15 protein-coding genes are annotated in these 18,898 nt (G+C 38.7%); 11 read left to right on the forward strand and 4 right to left on the reverse strand.

All coding sequences use genetic code 11. The annotated features are described in order from the left end of the window. Window positions 1-71 precede the first annotated feature (71 nt). From EL165_RS25165 to EL165_RS25175, 3 genes are read left to right on the forward strand one after another with little or no spacing between them, the layout of a single operon-like run. Window positions 72-1,493: an MBL fold metallo-hydrolase gene (locus tag EL165_RS25165; protein ID WP_002980629.1), complete on the forward strand. Its 1,422-nt coding sequence runs from the start codon at window positions 72-74 to the stop codon at window positions 1,491-1,493. A 10-nt stretch (window positions 1,494-1,503) separates the two neighbouring features. Continuing rightward, window positions 1,504-2,067: a YeeE/YedE family protein gene (locus tag EL165_RS25170; RefSeq protein ID WP_002980628.1), complete on the forward strand. Its 564-nt coding sequence runs from the start codon at window positions 1,504-1,506 to the stop codon at window positions 2,065-2,067. A 52-nt stretch (window positions 2,068-2,119) separates the two neighbouring features. After that, window positions 2,120-2,584 carry a DUF6691 family protein gene (locus tag EL165_RS25175; protein WP_228370564.1) on the forward strand — a complete coding sequence of 155 codons (465 nt, stop codon included), beginning with the start codon at window positions 2,120-2,122 and terminating at the stop codon, window positions 2,582-2,584. A 73-nt stretch (window positions 2,585-2,657) separates the two neighbouring features. Here the strand turns inward: EL165_RS25175 and EL165_RS25180 are convergent, their stop codons facing one another. The 4 genes from EL165_RS25180 to EL165_RS25195 form a co-directional block, all read right to left on the reverse strand. Next, window positions 2,658-4,058, reverse strand: a complete 1,401-nt coding sequence (locus EL165_RS25180; RefSeq protein ID WP_002980624.1) for a TolC family protein — start codon at window positions 4,056-4,058, stop codon at window positions 2,658-2,660. A gap of 1 nt (window position 4,059) precedes the next feature. Then, complete coding sequence (locus tag EL165_RS25185) at window positions 4,060-5,217, reverse strand: HlyD family secretion protein (protein ID WP_002980623.1); 1,158 nt, start codon at window positions 5,215-5,217, stop codon at window positions 4,060-4,062. Window positions 5,218-5,222: 5 nt separating this feature from the next. Then, window positions 5,223-5,510: a DUF3302 domain-containing protein gene (locus tag EL165_RS25190; RefSeq protein WP_002980621.1), complete on the reverse strand. Its 288-nt coding sequence runs from the start codon at window positions 5,508-5,510 to the stop codon at window positions 5,223-5,225. A 292-nt stretch (window positions 5,511-5,802) separates the two neighbouring features. Then, a complete protein-coding gene (locus EL165_RS25195) occupies window positions 5,803-6,408 on the reverse strand; it encodes a Crp/Fnr family transcriptional regulator (RefSeq protein WP_002980619.1) in 606 nt (201 codons plus the stop codon). Between the two features lie 108 nt (window positions 6,409-6,516). Between EL165_RS25195 and EL165_RS25200 the strand changes: the two genes are divergently transcribed. The 8 genes from EL165_RS25200 to EL165_RS25235 all read left to right on the forward strand — a co-directional run bounded on the left by EL165_RS25200 (window position 6,517) and on the right by EL165_RS25235 (window position 18,852). Further along, a complete protein-coding gene (locus EL165_RS25200; RefSeq protein ID WP_002980617.1) occupies window positions 6,517-7,515 on the forward strand; it encodes an isoaspartyl peptidase/L-asparaginase family protein in 999 nt (332 codons plus the stop codon). 79 nt (window positions 7,516-7,594) lie between these two features. Further along, window positions 7,595-8,137 (forward strand): hypothetical protein, encoded by a 543-nt coding sequence (locus EL165_RS25205; RefSeq protein WP_041461524.1) that lies wholly within the window; start codon window positions 7,595-7,597, stop codon window positions 8,135-8,137. Between the two features lie 30 nt (window positions 8,138-8,167). Next, window positions 8,168-8,830: a copper homeostasis protein CutC gene (locus EL165_RS25210; RefSeq protein WP_002980613.1), complete on the forward strand. Its 663-nt coding sequence runs from the start codon at window positions 8,168-8,170 to the stop codon at window positions 8,828-8,830. Between the two features lie 119 nt (window positions 8,831-8,949). Next, window positions 8,950-11,418, forward strand: coding sequence for a beta-mannosidase (locus EL165_RS25215; protein ID WP_002980610.1), 2,469 nt, complete (start codon window positions 8,950-8,952; stop codon window positions 11,416-11,418). Between the two features lie 143 nt (window positions 11,419-11,561). Further along, window positions 11,562-12,470, forward strand: coding sequence for an AEC family transporter (locus EL165_RS25220; RefSeq protein WP_002980608.1), 909 nt, complete (start codon window positions 11,562-11,564; stop codon window positions 12,468-12,470). Window positions 12,471-12,759: 289 nt separating this feature from the next. After that, entirely contained in the window at window positions 12,760-15,207 is a 2,448-nt protein-coding gene (gene priA / locus EL165_RS25225) for a replication restart helicase PriA (RefSeq protein ID WP_002980606.1), read from the forward strand. 160 nt (window positions 15,208-15,367) lie between these two features. Further along, window positions 15,368-16,837 carry a D-alanyl-D-alanine carboxypeptidase/D-alanyl-D-alanine endopeptidase gene (dacB, locus tag EL165_RS25230; protein WP_002980605.1) on the forward strand — a complete coding sequence of 490 codons (1,470 nt, stop codon included), beginning with the start codon at window positions 15,368-15,370 and terminating at the stop codon, window positions 16,835-16,837. Window positions 16,838-16,920: 83 nt separating this feature from the next. Continuing rightward, on the forward strand, window positions 16,921-18,852 hold the full coding sequence (locus EL165_RS25235; protein ID WP_002980602.1) for a M1 family metallopeptidase: 1,932 nt from the start codon (window positions 16,921-16,923) through the stop codon (window positions 18,850-18,852). The last annotated feature ends 46 nt before the right edge of the window (window positions 18,853-18,898 follow it).

Raw genomic sequence — 18,898 nt, forward strand, 5'->3', positions numbered from 1 at the left:
CAAAAGTAGCTGTGGAGGAGAAAAGAAAGCAGGAGATTTGTACCAGATAACAAAATCAAAAAATAAATACAATGAAAATAGAACAGATTTATACAGGTTGCCTGGCACAGGGAGCTTATTACATCACCTCAGCCGGAGAAGCTGCTATTATTGACCCTTTAAGAGAAACTCAGCCTTATATCAACAGACTGAAAGAAGATGAAGTAGAATTGAAATATATTTTTGAAACCCATTTTCATGCAGATTTCGTCAGCGGACATCTTGATTTAAGCCATAAAACAGGTGCCCCAATTGTCTATGGACCGACTGCCAATCCTGATTTTGAGGCCATTATTGCAGAGGATGAACAAATATTTGAAATCGGGGACATCAAAATTAAGGTTCTTCACACGCCGGGACACACCCTTGAAAGTACATGCTATCTGCTGATTGATGAAAATGGAGCTGAGAAAGCACTTTTCAGTGGTGATACCTTGTTCCTCGGGGATGTTGGACGTCCGGATCTGGCACAGAAAGGTGCAAATCTGACACAGGAAGAGCTGGCTGACCTTTTATACGATAGTCTCTATAACAAGATTTTACCTTTACATGATGAGATTACCGTCTATCCGGCTCATGGCGCAGGTTCTGCCTGTGGTAAAAACATGCAGAAAGAAACAGTAGATACATTGGGAAACCAAAAAAGAACCAATTATGCTTTAAATCAGAAAGACCGGGAGAGCTTTATTAAAGAAGTTACGGACGGACTTTTACCACCGCCGGCTTATTTCGGGATGAATGTCATGATGAACAAAAAAGGATACAGCAGTTTTGATAAAGTTCTTTCGCAAGGTTTGCATGCTCTGGTTCCGGAACAGTTTGAGGAAATTGCTGAAGCTTCAGGAGCTTTGATTTTAGACGTAAGAACTAACCATGATTTTGCCAGAGGCTTTATCCCACAGTCTGTCAATATAGGACTGGATGGTGATTTTGCTCCCTGGGTAGGTGCATTAATTGCAGATGTAAACCAGCCTATTCTGCTGGTCACTGAAAAAGGAACTGAAGAAGAAGCGGTAACGCGGTTGAGCAGAGTAGGGTTCGACAATATCCTTGGTTTTTTGGAAGGAAGCTTTGAAGCATGGAAAAAAAGCGGAAAGGAAACTGACTTTGTCAACCGTATTTCTGCAGAGCAATTTGAAACCGAAATCAAAGGAAAAGAAGCAAAAATCATCGATATAAGAAAAGAAAGTGAATACAATGCAGAACATATTCATGAAGCTTACAGCAAGCCTCTGGCATATATCAATAAGTGGATTCGTGAGATAGAGCCGTCAGAACATTTCTACATGCATTGCGGAAGCGGCTACAGAAGTACAATGGCAGCAAGCATTCTTCAGGCAAGGGGATTCAGAAACTTTACTGAAGTTGAAGGAGGTTTTAAAGCGATTGCATCCACAGGTATTCCTAAAAGTGATTTTGTGTGTCAGACTAAAATTTTAAATACATTAGATTAAAAAATAAGAAATGTTGGAAATGATAAAAGAACCGTGGCCGTGGTATATTGCCGGTCCGTTAATTGGCCTTACTGTACCCGCTTTGTTGATTATGGGCAATAAATCCTTTGGAATTAGCTCTTCGTTAAGGCATATCTGTGCAGCCTGCATTCCGGCCAATGTAAATTTTTTCAAATATAACTGGAAAAAAGAAGCCTGGAATCTGTTTTTTGTACTGGGAATCTTCTTCGGAGGGATGATTGCTGCCCATTTTTTGATTAATCCCAATGAAATAACGGTAAATCCCGAACTGAAAGCAGAATTGGCCGGCTACGGAATTACAGATTACAGCAATATGGTTCCTGAACAGCTTATGAATTTTGAAAATCTGCTGACACTCAGAGGCTTTATCATCATGATTGTTGGTGGGTTTTTGGTAGGTTTCGGAACAAGATATGCAGGAGGATGCACCAGCGGACATGCTATTATGGGGCTTTCCAACCTGCAGTGGCCTTCTTTGGTAGCGACAATATGTTTTATGATCGGAGGATTTTTGATGGCTAATCTTATTCTGCCTGTCATTCTTTCTTTGTAAGTCTAATTTTAAAAGAGAAATTTATATCATGATAAAAGAAAAAGAACAGAACATGCGTCACCAGGATACTGTTTGTGTAAACGAAAGCATTCTTATCCATCCATGGTATCACAACCTGAAGTATCTTGCGGCAGGGATTATTTTTGGAATTATTTTTGTGAAAGCGGAAGTGATTAGCTGGTTCAGGATACAGGAAATGTTCCGTCTGCAGTCTTTCCATATGTATGGAATCATCGGAAGTGCCGTATTGGTAGGAATCGTTTCAGTAGCGTTGATTAAAAAGTTCAATATAAAAACAATATATGGCGAGCCCATCAGAATTGCCCCTAAAAAGTTTAATAAAGGCCAGATCTACGGCGGGCTGATCTTTGGTTTCGGCTGGGCTATTACCGGAGCCTGCCCCGGGCCTCTGTTCGCGCAGATCGGAACGGGAGCTTTAGCAGTATCCGTTACTTTGCTGAGTGCCATTGCCGGAACATGGGTGTATGGATATTTCAGGGATAAATTACCGCATTAATATAAAAGTTTAAACAACCTCAATCATAAAAAAAGACTGCTGACAATAACCCGCAGTCTTTTTAAGTATAAAATTATGAATAAATGAAGTTCTCAGCCCCTAAAGCCATATAAAGATTAATGCGCTCTATTCTGTACTGAAGTTCCAGATTGATAAGGTTCATTTCATTTTTCAGGAGGTCCCTCTGTTTACGGATCAGTACAAAACTGTTGTTTGTTCCTACTTTTATTTGTTTCTCAGTCAGGCTGATATTGTTTTTCAGTTCATTGACAGCGCTGGTAGTGTAAGTGATCTGCTTTTCTATAGAACGGAGATTGGTTAAAGAGGATTCTACTTCGTTCAGAGCGTTCAGGACGGCTTTTGAATACTCTTCAACAACCTGTTTTTGCCGGGAGGTTTTTATCTCCACATTCTTTTTCAACTTTCCATTGTTGAATAACGGAGAAACTAATCCGCCACCCACTTTTAATAAAGGATTTGAAAACAGAGAATTGATGGATTCCACATTACTTCCGGCAGTTCCGAAGGAAGCGCTTATACTTAACGATGGAAGTCTTGCTGCTTTAGCCTGTTGTACTTCGTAAAAAGCTTTTTCAATCTGAAAATGATTCGCCTGTATGTCTGATCTGTTCTCCAGAAGCTGAAGAGGAAAGGATTCAGGAACAGAGGAATTTACAGCATTGAAGTAATTCTGTGTTGCCAGTTTTCCTTCCGGATATTTTCCTGTGAGCAACTCCAATGATCTTCTTGATTGTAGATTTGCATTTTTCACTTTTTCAAGATAGCCCTGCAGAGAAATAATTTCTGCAGAGATGTTGGAAATATCCAAAGCATTTGCTGTTCCGATCTTCTTTTGAATAACATACAGCTTTTCCAGATCTTTAGACTTCTGAATATAATTCTCAATCTTGTCTTCCTGAATATTTCCTGCAATATTCAGGAAATAAGCTTTAGCAATCATCCCTGCAATAGACTGATGAAGCAGGGTATTCTGATATTTTGCAGAAAAATAACTGCTGGTTGCTGCCATCTGTGAAGATTTATTTTTACCCCAAAGGTCAATTTCCCAATTGGCTTTCAATGCAAGACGACGGATCTGGGTATCACTTACCAGATTATTGGAAGTATTGGCTACTGCACTTACACTGGGATAAAGATCACTTCCTGCAATTTCCATGGCCAGCTCAATCTGATTCAGTTTTTCCTTCGCAATAATAAGATCAGCATTATAAAGCATTCCTTCATTAATAAGATTTTCCAGCTGAGGGGTTTTAAGATCATTGATCCAGTCATAGGAAACAGATCTGGAGTTAGCTTGTCTGTCAAAGATCCACTCATCCGGAATTTCCACATGAGAAGCAATTTCACTTGTTTCTTTAAGCTGGGTTATGCTTTCTTTTGTTGGTTCTTTATAACCAATACATGAGCTTAAACTTCCGGAAAGAATCCCCAGTAAAATTAATTTCTTGTACATGTTAATGAAGTTTAGGGATCAGATAATTGATTTTACTGCTTACACGCACCATTACTTTTCGGATAAGATGAAGCGGTTTTATATGATCAGAATAAATTACGGCTGTACCTCTTGCTCCCACGGTAAGCTGCTTCTGATTGTCTTCCAGTACAAACTTGGCAATAAGTTTTCCGTCGGTTTCCGGCAACTGTCTTGCAGTATCAGGAAGTCCTGCTGTAGAACCGTTTCCTCCGAGCATTCCTCCGGCGTTATTCATAATTCCCTGGCTGGTAGCATCAATTACATATTCAAGTCGGGCTTTCACTACTTTTCCCGGTTCTGTTTTAAGAGCCAGCTCCACTTCATTACCATTTTTTACCGTTTCCAGTTCGTTCTGTGCAAAAAAGCCAATCACAGACTGCTGTTTCTGGATCAGGACAAAAGCAGATTTGAAAGGTGCCATGATTGCTCCTTCATTCAGCTGAACATTAGGAATTACGCCATCGGTGGGTGCCAGAACAACCGTTTGGGAAAGATTCCACTTGGCCTGATCCAGCTTTGCCTGAATCTCAGAAACTGATGAATTTTCTCCACCATAAGAAGCATTCGATTTAGTTTCCAAAGACTGCTGCTGGGCCTGTGCAGCACTTATTCTGGCCTGCAGATCCTGTACATTGGTGAGTGCCTGCTCAAGATCAAACTTATTGGCAGCTCCGGCTTCCACCAGTTCTTTGTACTGAGCCGCCCTTTTATTGGCAAGATCCAGCTGAGACTGTAATCCCGCAATGTTTTTTCTTGAAGCTGCAATATCCGTATTATAAGAGCTTACAGTGGCTTTCATATTACTTAGTTTGGCTTCCAGAGATTTAATTTCCTGTACATAAGGTTCTCTGTCCAGTACAAATAAAGTATCTCCTTTCTTTACTTCCTGATTGGTCGTTACATATACTTTTTTCACCTTTCCTAAAACCTGCGTAGTAATATCCACACTTCGGTTTCCTACCTTTACGTCAGAAGTGATGGGACAGTAATAATTTAAACTCAATATTAAAGCAACAGATCCAAAAATGGGTAAAGAGTACACGATGACCTGTGTGGTAAATGTCCAGGGGATCAGTTTTAATTTTTTGATAAGCAGCCAGCATATTCCGGCATATATTGCGACTAGTAATTCCAGCATATTTCTTAATTTTCGAGGGTTTTAAATTCTTCTTCCGTGATTTCTGTGTCTTTTTCTGAAGTGTTCTGATTTCCATAATCATAGTTGGCCCAGATTAAAGCAACCGGCCATAAAAGGCCTCCAAAAACAAGGGAAAGGAGGCACATACTTTTTATGGCGTTCAGCTGAGGATGCTTCTTTTTTTCTGCTACTTTTTCCGGATAAATATGAACTTTCCAGAAAAGATAGATTCCTGCAATGGGTAGAACCAATAAGATTAACCATGATGCAGCATTAGCTATATTGTCTTCCATATTGCCTGTTGATGCCTGAACAAAATTGCATGAAAGTAACAGGCAAAGAAGTAAGATTGTTCTTTGCATAAAATAATTGTATAAGGTAATAATGAAATGTAAACAAGGTCGTAATCCGGCCGTCAGTATTTATATGCCTGATTACTGTGAATCTTAAGAAAGATTAAAGGTAATTTCAATAATAAGATGTTTTTCAGATTGTATTTTTCTCATTTTGCTTTTAATTGTTTGTGTAACAGTATTTTCAGTAAGCAAAAATAAAGTGAATAAAGTGAGAAAAAGTATTCCTAAGTTATTTTTTTCTTTCGTTCCTTTTTTTATGGATGCGTGCTGTCATCCTCGAAAGTGAGTTCGGAGTGATGCCCAGGAAATTAGCAATATACTTTCTGTTGGCATTTTGTGAGGTAAAGGGACGTGTCTCCAGAAACTCTTCATACCTGGAATGAGGAGAGGTGGAGCAAAATTGTTCCGTACGTATTTTTAATATGCTGATAATCTGTTTTAAAGACTTTAAGTATACATTGTAAATTCCTCTGTGCTGAAATGCAAGTTCCTCAAATTCATTCTTATTGAACAGGAAAATCTGACTTTCCAATACAGCTTCTATAGTATATTTCCTTTCGTTATCATTAGCGTAAGACTCCGGGCTTTCCATAATAACAGCTTCCTTTTCCGAAGGTAAAAAAAGAGTACTTTCAACCCCGTTTTCATCATCAAAGAAAAATCTTACTAATCCGTTGGAAAGAATAAATAAATGATTGAAATGTTTTCCGGGTTCTACCAGTTTTTCCCTTCTTTTAAGAAGTTTCGGAGTGCTAATACTGACCAGAATGGCAATTTCCTCATCAGAGAGTTCCTGAAAGAAAGAAATATTCCTGAAAATTTTAAATGAGTCCATTACAGCAGTAAAGATAAATAAAATAATACAAGGATATTCATATGGATGTCATGAGGATTTCATAGAACTTTTTTTTAGATTTGTGGGTATTATACAATTTGAGATACCATGAACAATAACCGAAGAAGTTTTATTAAAAAACTGGGGATTGCAACAGCTGCATTTGCCGTAAATCCACTGGATCTGATGGCTGCTGAATTACCTGAACAAGCTGTAACGGCTGTTAACAAACCAATTGTTCTTTCTACCTGGAATTTCGGGCTGAAAGCCAATGAAGAAGCTTGGAACATCCTTGGAAAAGGTGGGAAAGCGCTGGATGCGGTTGAAAAAGGAGTTCGTATTGTAGAATTGGACCCTAAAGAAAGAAGTGTAGGATATGGCGGCCGGCCGGACAGAGATGGAAGAGTAACACTGGATGCCTGTATCATGGACGAAAACTATAATATTGGCTCTGTTGCATGTCTTGAGCATGTCAAGAATCCTATTTCAGTAGCCAGAGCAGTAATGGAAAAAACACCCCATGTGATGCTGGTAGGTGACGGAGCTTTGCAGTTTGCCCTTTCGCAGGGTTTTAAAAAAGAAAATCTTCTCACTCCCGAATCAGAAAAAGAATGGAAAGAATGGCTAAAAACCAGCCAGTACAAACCTATCGCCAATATTGAAAATCACGATACTATCGGAATGATCGCCTTGGATGCCCAGGGAAACCTTTCAGGAGCCTGCACAACCAGCGGAATGGCTTTTAAAATGCATGGCAGAGTAGGAGATTCCCCGATTATCGGAGCTGGTCTGTTTGTAGATAATGAAGTGGGAGCAGCTACAGCAACCGGCCATGGGGAAGAAGTGATAAGAACCGTAGGAACCCATCTTGTGGTTGAACTGATGAGACAAGGCAGAAATCCACAGGAAGCTTGTAAGGAAGCTGTAGACAGAATTGTAAAGATCAATCAGCGAAGAAACAAAAATCTGAAAGACATTCAGGTAGGTTTTATCGCGATCAATAAACAAGGGGAATATGGTTCGTATTGTATCCAGGACGGATTCAACTTTGCGGTATATGACCAGAAAGGAAACCGCCTTGAAAAACCTGAATTTGCTTTAAAATAATTAAAAATTCATAGAAATGGGCTTGAGCCCATGTAAACAAATCAATAAAACATCTATTGGCTTTAGCCAAAACATACATATGAAAAGAACGATTATCGCTTCCTTACTTCTCATTATTGCTTGTAAGGAAGAAAAGAAGGAGATTAAAACAGAGGTCAAACCGCAGCAGACAGAAGAGAAAGTGGTTCTGAATAATGAAACCAATGAGGCGGAAGATGCTAAGAAATGGCTGGAAAAAAGTATTGTAGACTACTTTAAGTCTGATATCGGAAGTGAAGAAAAGAATATGCAGAAAATCACAACCAAAGAGTATTTTGAGTATAAAACAGATGCCATGAATGTTGACCTGGATGTAGACGGAGGCCTTACTGAAAAAGAATTTCAAGATAAATGGAAATCCAAATTTGATATAAGTAAAGCAGGTGTTGGAGCGGGCTTCCTGATTGCAGCACAGGACTGGGATAAAATTGAAGTTGGAAGCTGTGATTTAGAACTCTCCTCAAAAGATGAATATCTCTTCAATGTAGTGCTTACAGACAAAACTTTTAAAGCAGAATACCCGTCAGTAATAAAAGTAGTAAAAGAAAACGGTTCCTTTCTGATTGCAGATGTATGGCAGTGAGAACCGAAATAAAATTAAACCTATACAGTAATGTCAAAAATAGAACTAGCTTGTTTTAATCCTGAATCAGCAGTCATTGCTTTTGAAAATGGGGCAGATAGAATAGAATTATGTGATGGACTCAGTGAAGGCGGAACTACTCCGGATTTCGGAACGATGAAAAAGCTTCGTGAAAAAATTACAATCCCGATTTTTGTGATGATCCGTCCGAGAGGTGGAGATTTTACGTATTCTGATTCAGAATTTGAACAGATGAAAAATGATTTGATACACCTGAAATCCTTGCGTGCAGACGGTTTTGTATTTGGTATCCTGAATGAAAATGATGAGGTCAATATGGAACAGAATAAAGTTTTGGTAGAGTTGGCTTCACCGCTTCCATGTACTTTTCACCGTGCTTTTGATCGTGCCGCAGGTTTGGAAGAGTCATTAGAGAAAGTAATTCAATGCGGTTTTAAAACCATCCTTACTTCCGGCCAGAAACCCAATGTATCTGAAGGAAAAGAGAATCTGAAGAAACTGGTTGAATTATCCAACGGAAGGATAGAAATACTCGTTGGAGGTGGACTCCGTTCATCCAATATTGAAGAAATAAGAGCGGTAACCAATGCCGGTTACTTTCATTCTTCAGCCATTACTGATGGTGGAGCATTTGCCAGCCCGGATGAGGTGATTGCATTGAAGAATAAATAATACGCACTCTGGTTGTCATTCCAGGCGTAGCGGGAATCTAGACTGATAAAATAGAGATTCCTTCGTTCCTCGGAATGACAAAATCACCGGTATGATAACGATTCAAAACAATTTTATTAATGAATAAAACTATCTTTTTTGCTTTTTTTTTCATGCAGAATATCCTTCATGCACAGTTTTCACAAAGAAGCTTGTCTTCGGAGAACTGGCAGTTCAAAAACTCAAAAGAACAAAGCTGGCTTCCTGCGAAAGTTCCGGGAACAGTTCATCTAGATTTGATGAATAACAGGATGATTCCGGATCCGTATAAAGATGAAAATGAAAAGAAAGTACAGTGGATAGAAAATGAAAACTGGGATTATCAAACGGCATTTACGGTTTCTTCCCGGGAATTAATGAATGATAATATTGATCTGGTCTTTAACGGACTGGATACCTTTTCTGAAATTTATCTAAACGGTAAGTTGCTGAAGAAGACAGATAATATGTTCAGGAAATGGAATATCCCGGTGAAACAATATCTGAAAACAGGTAACAATATATTACAGATCAGGTTTATCTCTGCGGTAAATACCGGAAAAGAACTCGCAAAGCAAGTTCCGTTTACCATGCCCGAATCACCAAGAAGTTTTGTAAGAAAAGCACAATACCAGTTCGGATGGGACTGGGGGCCAAGGTTGGTTACTGCAGGAATCTGGAAAGACGTTCAACTGGAATTCTGGAATAATGCTAAAATTATTTCCGTTAAGGATATCCAGAACAGAACTGCTGAAGCCTCTCAAAACTTACACTTTGACGTAGAAATTTACGCGCAGAATGCAGGTGATTACACGCTGGACTTTAATTCCATTCATAAAAAAATTACTTTAAAAAAAGGACGCAATACAATATCGGTTCCTTATGATACTGACGGGATGAAGCTTTGGCAGCCAAATGGACGTGGTGAAGCTAATCTCTATGATTTCAAAGTGAAGCTTTCCAAAGATCAGAAAAATATTGATCTTAAAAATATCAAGATAGGCTTAAGAACCGTGGAATTGGTTCAGGAAAAAGATAAAAAAGGAAAGTCATTTTACTTTAAAGTGAATGGACAACCATTGTATATCAAAGGAACCAACTGGATTCCGGGCGATAGTTTTTCACCAAGAATGACCAGAGAAAAATATCAGAAACTGATCAAAGACATCAAAGACGCCAATATGAATATGATTCGTATCTGGGGCGGAGGTATTTATGAAGATGATGAATTTTATAAAGCCTGTGATGAAAACGGAATCCTGGTCTGGCAGGATTTTATGTTTGCAGGAAGTTTCTATCCGGCGGATGAAGCCTTTTTAAACAACGTAAAAGAAGAAGTAAAAGATCAGGTCACCAGACTTCAGAATCATCCGTCCATTGCTTTGTGGTGCGGGAATAACGAAATTGATGAAGCCATTGTCAACTGGGGATACCAGAAGCAGTTCAAATATTCAAAAAATGATTCTCTCCAGGTTTGGAAAGACTATAAAAAATTGTTTCACGATGTCATTCCCAAGGCATTGGCGGAAAACCTGAAGTCAGATAAAAATATCTACTGGCCGAGTTCTCCGTCTATAGGCTGGGGGCATAAAGAAAGTCTTACAGAAGGAGATTCCCATTACTGGGGTGTATGGTGGGGTGAGCAACCCTTTGAGATTTACAACGAAAAAGTAGGTCGCTTCATGTCTGAATATGGTTTTCAGGGTACACCCAGTCTTGAAACGACAAAATCAATGTTTTCCGGAACTCCTGATTTAAACCTTCAGAATCCAACGGTCAAAGCACATGAAAAACACGCCAGAGGCTGGGATATCATTAATGAATATCTGAAGCGTGATTACAAAGTTCCGTCAGATTTTGTTCAGTATAATTATGTTTCACAGCTGTTGCAGGCAAGAGGAATGCAGATTGCCATTGAAGCTCACCGCCGTGCAAAACCCTATAATATGGGAACATTGTATTGGCAGCTCAACGACTGTTGGCCGGTAGTTTCATGGTCTTCTATTGATTATTTAGGAAACTGGAAAGCTTTCCATTATCAGGCGAAAAGAAGCTTTGAACCTGTTTTGATTTCAATAGCGGAAACAGATAAAAGTTATGATGTGTATCTGATCAGTGATCTGCTGAAAGAATTAACAACAGATATCACGTTTGAACTCATTAATTTTAGAGGGAAAACACTTTGGAAAGCCAATCAGCCGGATGTCATCAATGCTGATATTAGTAAGAAAATCCGAAGCATCAGCAAATCAGAGCTGGCTCAGTTTGATTTGTCAGGAGCTGTTTTAAAGATCAGCTCTGAAAAAGATACAAAATTCGAAAAGCTGTTCTTTTTTAATAAACCGAAAGATTTAAAACTTTTAAAACCTGAGATTAAGATCAGAAAAATATCACCCACTGAAATTGAAATCTCTACAGATGTTTTAGCCAAAGATGTTTACCTGATCGGGGATACTCATTTCAGCGATAATTTCTTTGATCTGATGCCTGGCACTTCCAAAAGAATTATCCTTTCAAAACCTTTAGAAAAAGTTGAGGTGATGAGCCTGTGGGATGTGATGAAAGATTAAAATACAGTAAAAGTTCTCTAACCTTAAGGTTTTAAAATCTATAAGGTTTAAAAGGTCATTAGAAATTTAACTCAAAAAAATATAAATTTTACCTTTCCAACTGAAAAATCAGCCGTAAATTTGTTCCATATTTTATTACAGTTATGGTAAATTTTGTTCTGATTGCGGTATGCATTATTGCAGGAATGATATTCAAAGCAACAAAATCTATCCACCCCGATGCTCATAAGGGTATCAATACCTGGATTCTTTATCTTGCTCTTCCGGCGGTTTCTTTTAAATACCTTCCTAAAGTAAAATGGACAACAGAAATGCTGTTTCCGATTGCAGCCACATTTTTAATTGCTGTGTTCTGCTTTTTCTTTATGATGTTTTACAGCAGAAGCAGAGGCTATTCAAGGCGCTCCAGAAGCACTTTGGAACTGGCAAGTGGTTACAGCAATACTTCATTCATAGGATTTCCGCTGATTAGTGCTTTTTATGGTGAAGGGCTTCTGAGTATTGCAATTATCTGTGACCAGACCATGTTCTTTGCCCTTTCTACGCTGGGGATTATTGCGGCAGTAAAAGGAGGCAGCAAATCCGGAAAGGTAAGTGCCGTATTTATTTTAAAAAGACTCATCACATTCCCACCATTAATAGGTTGTATTTCTGCTTTGGTTTTGTCGCAGTTTATTGACTTTACTGTTGCAGAACCTTTCTTTGATAAGCTGGCAGCAACGGTAAGTCCTTTAGCCTTGTTTTCAGTCGGGTTGCAGCTGAAATTTAACGGATGGAAAAAACTGGTCCCGCAGATGTCCATGTCTATGCTTTACAAGCTTATTCTTGCACCCGCAATTGTCTTGGGAATGGCTTTATTATTGGGAATAAAAGGAAATGTAGCAAAAATTACGGTATTTGAAGCAGCAATGCCCACACTGGTCACCTCAAGTATTATTGCAGAACAGTTCAGGCTGAATACAAAACTCACCAACCTGATCATCGGGTTCAGTATTATTGTAGGCTTTTTTACTTCTGCATTCTGGTATCAGATCACGGAACTGCTTTTTTAGTCATTCATGAATCTTTTCTTCGATCCTTTCTGAATTTGTGTTTTTCTTTTATTAGCACACTTTGTCATTCCGCAGGAATCCAGCGTGTCATATCATTGTTTTGAAATAAATTAAGACAATTTTAGATTGTATACTATCTGATTGTTTAGATTCTTACGGAATGGACAAATGAGGCAGCAAAAAACCTATAACGGCTTTTGCTTACGGTTGTGTTAAAGATTATGAAAGAATTTCCGCAAACTTGCAGTTCTCTCAGGAAAAATCTAATTTTACATTTTAAATATTTCCCTTGCAGTACGCTCAGATAGTTTTACCATTGAATTTAAAAGGATCTTTCACCTATAAAGTTCCTGAAGAAATGATGCCCGAAATCCAGCCCGGAATGCGTGTCCTGGTGCCGTTTGGGGGGAAGAAAATCTATACAGGAATTGTATTTGAGCTTCATGATCATGCACCGGAAAATTTTGTTGCCAAGGAAATTATCAGCATGCTGGATGATCAACCTATTCTGCCTCAGGAACAGATTGATTTCTGGAACTGGCTTTCAGAATACTATCTGTGCAATCTTGGGGAAATTTACAGGTTTTCATTTCCTTCTTCTTTAAAACTTGAAAGTGAAACCTATTTAAAATTAAAAGCAGGTGCAATTGTTGATTTTGAAAATCTGGATGTCAACGAAATGTACCTGATTCAGGCACTTGAGGTGCGTCAGCTGATCAACCTGACGGATATTGAAGCATTTATTCCTAAAAAAGATATCATCAGAACCATCAATTCGCTTATCGATCTTCAGTATATTGAGATTGATGAGAAGATTGCTGAAAAATATAAAGCTAAAGAAGTGGCGTATGTAAGGATTAATGATGAGGTGCTGGCCAATCAGAACCTTACAGAAATTCTTTTAAAGCTGAACAGAGCGCAAAAGCAAAAAGATCTTTTCCTTCTTATTCTGGAAAAACAAACCGAAAATCCGGATACACCTATAAAAAAATCTGAACTGTTTGAAGATGGCTATTTCGGTAGCTCGCACTTCAAACCTTTGGCGGATAAAGGCCTTGTGGAGGAATATTATATGCAGAAAGACAGGATCGAAAGCTATGAAGGAGAAATTGAAGAGCTGGAGGAACTTTCAGAACAGCAGAAAACAGCCAAATCCGAGATCGATGAAGCTTTTGAGGAAGGAAAGAATGTGCTGCTTCACGGTGTTACTTCATCAGGAAAGACTCACATTTACCTAGAGAAAATTGATGAATGTATTAAAGAAGGAAAAAATGTTCTGTTTTTACTTCCGGAAATTTCCCTGACCAAACAGATTACCCAGCGGTTAGAAAAGAAATACGGCAGGCAATTAGGTTTTTATCATCAGAAGCTTACTGATTTTGAAAGGGTGGAAGTATGGAGGAGAATTAAGCAGAACGATATCCGTATTCTGATCGGAACCCGTAACGCTCTGTTTTTACCTTACCAGAATCTGGGTCTTATTGTTGTGGATGAAGAACATGATTCTGCTTACAGACCAAGGGAGGTATCTCCTTATTTTAATGCTAAGGACGCCTCATTGGTTTTGGGAAAATTTTATAAGGCGGGAGTCATCCTGGGATCTGCCACACCTTCTGTTGAAAGCTACTACAGCGCCAGAAAAGATAAAATGAAATACGTTTTTCTGAATGAAAGATTCGGGAACGTTAATCTGCCGGAATATGAGCTGATCAATTTCAAGGAAGCACAGGAATCTAAGAAGGTTTCAGGTAATTTCTCTCTGAAGCTTATTGAGGATATTAAGACAACGGTAGATGCAAAAAACCAGGCTATTGTCCTGCATAATCGCCGTGGCTATTCCAATGTAATTGAATGTGAAAGCTGCGGTTATGTGAATTACTGCTCCAATTGTGATGTGGTGATGACATACCATAAAGCGGCCAATGAGATGAAATGTCATTACTGCGGACAAAGAGCCTCAAAGCCAAAGACCTGTCCTAAATGTAATTCTGAAAAGCTAAACGAAAGAGGAGTAGGTGTAGAGCAGATTCACGAAGAAGTTTCCAAACTGTTTCCGGAAAATGAGGTGGATAGAATGGATGTGGATTCTATGCGTAAAAAATTTGCTTACGAAAAGCTGTATGAAAAGATTGAAGACGGAGAAACGGATATCATTGTCGGAACACAGATGATTTCCAAAGGATTGGATTTTGATCATATTGAACTCGTTGCGATTCCTAAAGCGGATTCCCTGTTATATGTACAGGATTTCAGGGCTGAAGAAAGAGCCTATCAGCTGATCACGCAGGTGTCAGGAAGAGCCGGTAGGGTCTCCGGAAAAGGAAAAATTCTTATTCAGACTTTTAATCCTGATCATTCTGTATTTCAGCTGATCAAGATGAACAACCCTGCGAAAATCTATAAATATATTCTGACAGAGCGACAGAAATTTCATTATCCGCCTTTTACCAAGCTGATCATGATTGAGCTGAAACACAGAAGAGAGGATAAAGCAGACCGCGCTTCTCAGTTTCTGGGCTCTATTCTCAGAAAATACCTTCCGGAAGACTGCGTTTTAGGCCCTGAAAGAGCTCAGATTGCAAAGCTGAATAATTTGTACCAGTTCCAGATTATGCTTAAGCTTCCCCGTGGGAAGACCTATGAAAAATTCAAAAGCATGGTTTTAATAAGTTTGAAAGAATTTGATGAAATCACTGCATATCAAAGCATTAAAAAAGATGTTTTTGTTGATTTTTAACAATTTTTAACAAACTTTACACTCTTTTATAATGTGGCTGTGGTCCGTTATATGACAATAATTTCTACTTTTGGACGTTGATTAAGTGTTTGGTTCTTTTAATGAATGATTTAACCTGTCATTTTTTATAGAGTCAAAGCTATAGAACAAAAAAAGATAGATGGTAAATTTCAGAAAATATATTTCAAGTGCAGCGGTGTTGGCTTCTGGTTTTTTCCTGGCTCAATCTACCGTTTCTACCGTTCTTTATTCTCAGAATTATGACAATCAAAAAAGCAGCTTAAACCTGCCTTCACCCGTTAGCACGGTGGTGGAAAAAACTGTTTTGTCAGCAAAAGAACTGGTAGACATTAATGTGAACACAATGATGGCGGATCCTGTGCTGAAAAATGCAACCTGGGGATTCGTAGTGTATGACCCGAAAACGAAGAAAGTGATCTCTTCGTACAATGAAAATACTCCTTTAGTACCTGCTTCTACCACAAAATTACTGACAACGGAAACCGCTCTGAATATGCTGGGCGAGAATTACCGTTGGATGACTCAGCTGGAATATTCAGGAACCGTAGATGAAAATGGAGTTTTAAATGGAAATCTTTATGTCATAGGAAGCGGTGACCCTTCTTTGGGAACAAACAAAGCAGGAGCAGCATCTTACAGAGATATCATTTCGGATTTCGTAAGCGGCGTTTCAAGAGAGGGAATCAAAAAGGTAAATGGTGATATTATCATTCAGACAGCGCTTTTCAAAGGCAATATTTCAATGCTTCCGGAAAATGTTGTATGGTTGGAAAACAATAACTATTATTTACCTGCAGGAAGTACCCGCGATATCAACCCGGCCAACGAAAAACTGATTGTTAAGAAAAGTGGTTTCTCCACAGAAAAGAAATTTTTCTACGTTTCCCCTTACAATCATCAGATGGTATATGCTGATAAATACGAAGGCAACGGAGTTTTAACAACCAAACTTCCTGATGCTCCGGCTTATCTTGCCAACTCTTTCAGAACCACACTGGTAAAAAGCGGCATTCCTGTTACCGGAAAAGTAACTCCGAAAATGACAGATGCAGCACCGGAAAACAGAAAAATGCTTTCTGCCTATAAATCTCCAACGTTAAGTGATATTATTTATTATACCAATCAGCACAGTGACAATTCTTTAGCAGAAGCTTTGCTAAGAACGGTAGGATATCAGAAAATGGGAGATCAGACTTCAGAATCAGGAAGAATTGTAGTGACCAATCACCTTAGAGAAGCAGGTTTCGATATGAATGGTTTAAATTATATCGACGGAAGCGGACTTTCAAGAAGCAATAATGTTACTCCTATTTCCCAGGTGAAATTCCTTACTTCTCTGATGGATCAGAATTATTACAGATCTTATCTGACTTCTTTACCTGTCGGGGGACAGTCCGGAACTTTAAAAAGAATGTTTAATGCTGGCGGAAACGGACAGATTTTTGCGAAGACAGGAACGTTGAATAAAGTAAAAACGCTGGCAGGATATCTGAAAACAAACTCCGGAAAAACACTGGTTTTCTCTTTGATGGTGAATAACTATTCCGGATCGGTAGATATGGTGAAGAAAAGAATGGAGAAAATTCTTGAACCTGCATTAGATCTTTAGAAATTTTTTATTTTATATATTATAACAGCCTTTTAATCATTGATTAAAAGGTTTTTTTTATATTTGATTAAATTTTTCAAAACATGACAAAATTGTACCTTTTGGTGTTGGGATTTTTATTGTCTCAACAATTTTATGGCCAGAAGCAAAGGCAAAATACGGATATGAAAGGATTAATCGAAAAAGAGAAAAAATCCTTCACCCAAAAAATGAATATCGGGAATATCAATCCCAACACCCTGAATTACGACTTACAATACCAGAGAATGGATGTCAGCCTGGATCCTGCGGTGTATAATATTTCAGGATCGGTTACTTCACATTTTAAGCCTACACAGACTATGGGAAGTATTTATTTTGATCTTTCCAATTCATTAACGGTTTCCCAGGTGAAATATCATGGAACCAACATTACAAGCTTTCAACAGCTTCCTTCGAAAGAATTGAAAATTGATTTTCCGGCCTCTATCCCTGCCAATACACTGGACTCTCTTACCATTTATTATGCAGGAGCACCATCTACAAGTAATGATGCTTTCAAAACGGCTCTTCAGAGCGGAACTCCGGTACTTTCTACTTTGAATGAACCTTACGGAGCACAAGACTGGTTTCCTACCAAGCAGAGTTTAAATGATAAAATTGAAAGGTTTGATTTTAAGATTACAACTCCATCGAACTACAGCGTAGCAGCGAATGGAAAGCTGATGTCTGAAACCTTTCCTACGGGAAATACCAAACTGACCTTCTGGAGAACGATGTATCCTACGCCGGCCTATCTGATTGCTCTTTCGATTACAAATTTTGTAAAGCTTACTGATACTATCGGAAATCCTCCTTTTCCTTTTGTGAATTATATTTATCCGTCCACGAACTCCAATGCAACCAGTGTAGCTAATATTAACTGGACAAAGCAGGTGATGGATACCTTTGAAACTTATTTTGGTTCTTATCCTTTCCGGAATGAAAAATACGGACACATGGAATTTATGTACGGAGGAGGAATGGAGCATCAAACTATGTCTTCTATGGGCGGATGGAGCAAGCAGCTTATTGCTCATGAGCTTACTCACCAGTGGTTTGGTGATAAGGTAACCTGCGGTGCATGGAATGATATCTGGCTGAATGAAGGTTTTGCCACATTCGGAGAACATGTTGCCAATGAAAAACTATTGATGAACAATACAGATTTTCTGAATTACTTACAAGGCCAGTCCAATTATATTACAGCGGGCACAACCGGAAGCGTATATGTACCGGATAGCGGACTTTCCAGCATCAACAGAATATTTGACAGCAGACTTACTTATGCCAAAGGAGGATATGTGCTGAGAATGCTGAAATGGATTTTAGGAGATACTGTGTTTTACCAGGCACTTAAAGACTATCACGCAAGACCGAATCTTGCATACAGCTATGCACGTACAGCTGATTTTAATGCCTCTTTACTGCAGTCAACAGGGACAGATTTTACAGAGTTTTTTAATGATTGGGTGTATGGAGAAGGATATCCTACCTATACCATAAAGTGGATGCAGAGCGGAAATCAGGCTTTATTTAAAGTTTCACAGACACAGAGCAGCTCTACGGTAAGCTTTTTCGAAATGCCTTTGCCGGTTAAAGTGACAGGAACATCCGGGCAGACAGCTTATCTGGTTCTTAACAATACCTCTAATAATCAATATTTCCTTCAGTCGGTAACCTTCCCGATAGCAAGTGTTCAGTTTAATTACGAGTATCAGATAATTGAGAAAAACTCTACGGTTACCCAGGATAATACATTGAGCGTTTCTTCTGTTGAGAAGGAGGACTTTGGCTTATATCCGAATCCTGCGAAAAATGAAATTAATCTGAAAGGTATCAATAGAGCCGTGGACTTTACGATTCATGCAATTGACGGAAAACTGGTTGGAAAAGGAACGTATCAGCCAGGTAAAGCAATTGGAATTGCAGAATTGGTTCCGGGAGCTTATTTTATTACGATTGATGAAAAGAATATTAAATTTATTAAACACTAAAATGAAGGCTTGGGAAGTATGAAGGGTTACTTTACGGAGTACTATA

The sequence above is a fragment of the Chryseobacterium gleum genome (assembly GCF_900636535.1).
Lineage (GTDB): Bacteria > Bacteroidota > Bacteroidia > Flavobacteriales > Weeksellaceae > Chryseobacterium > Chryseobacterium gleum.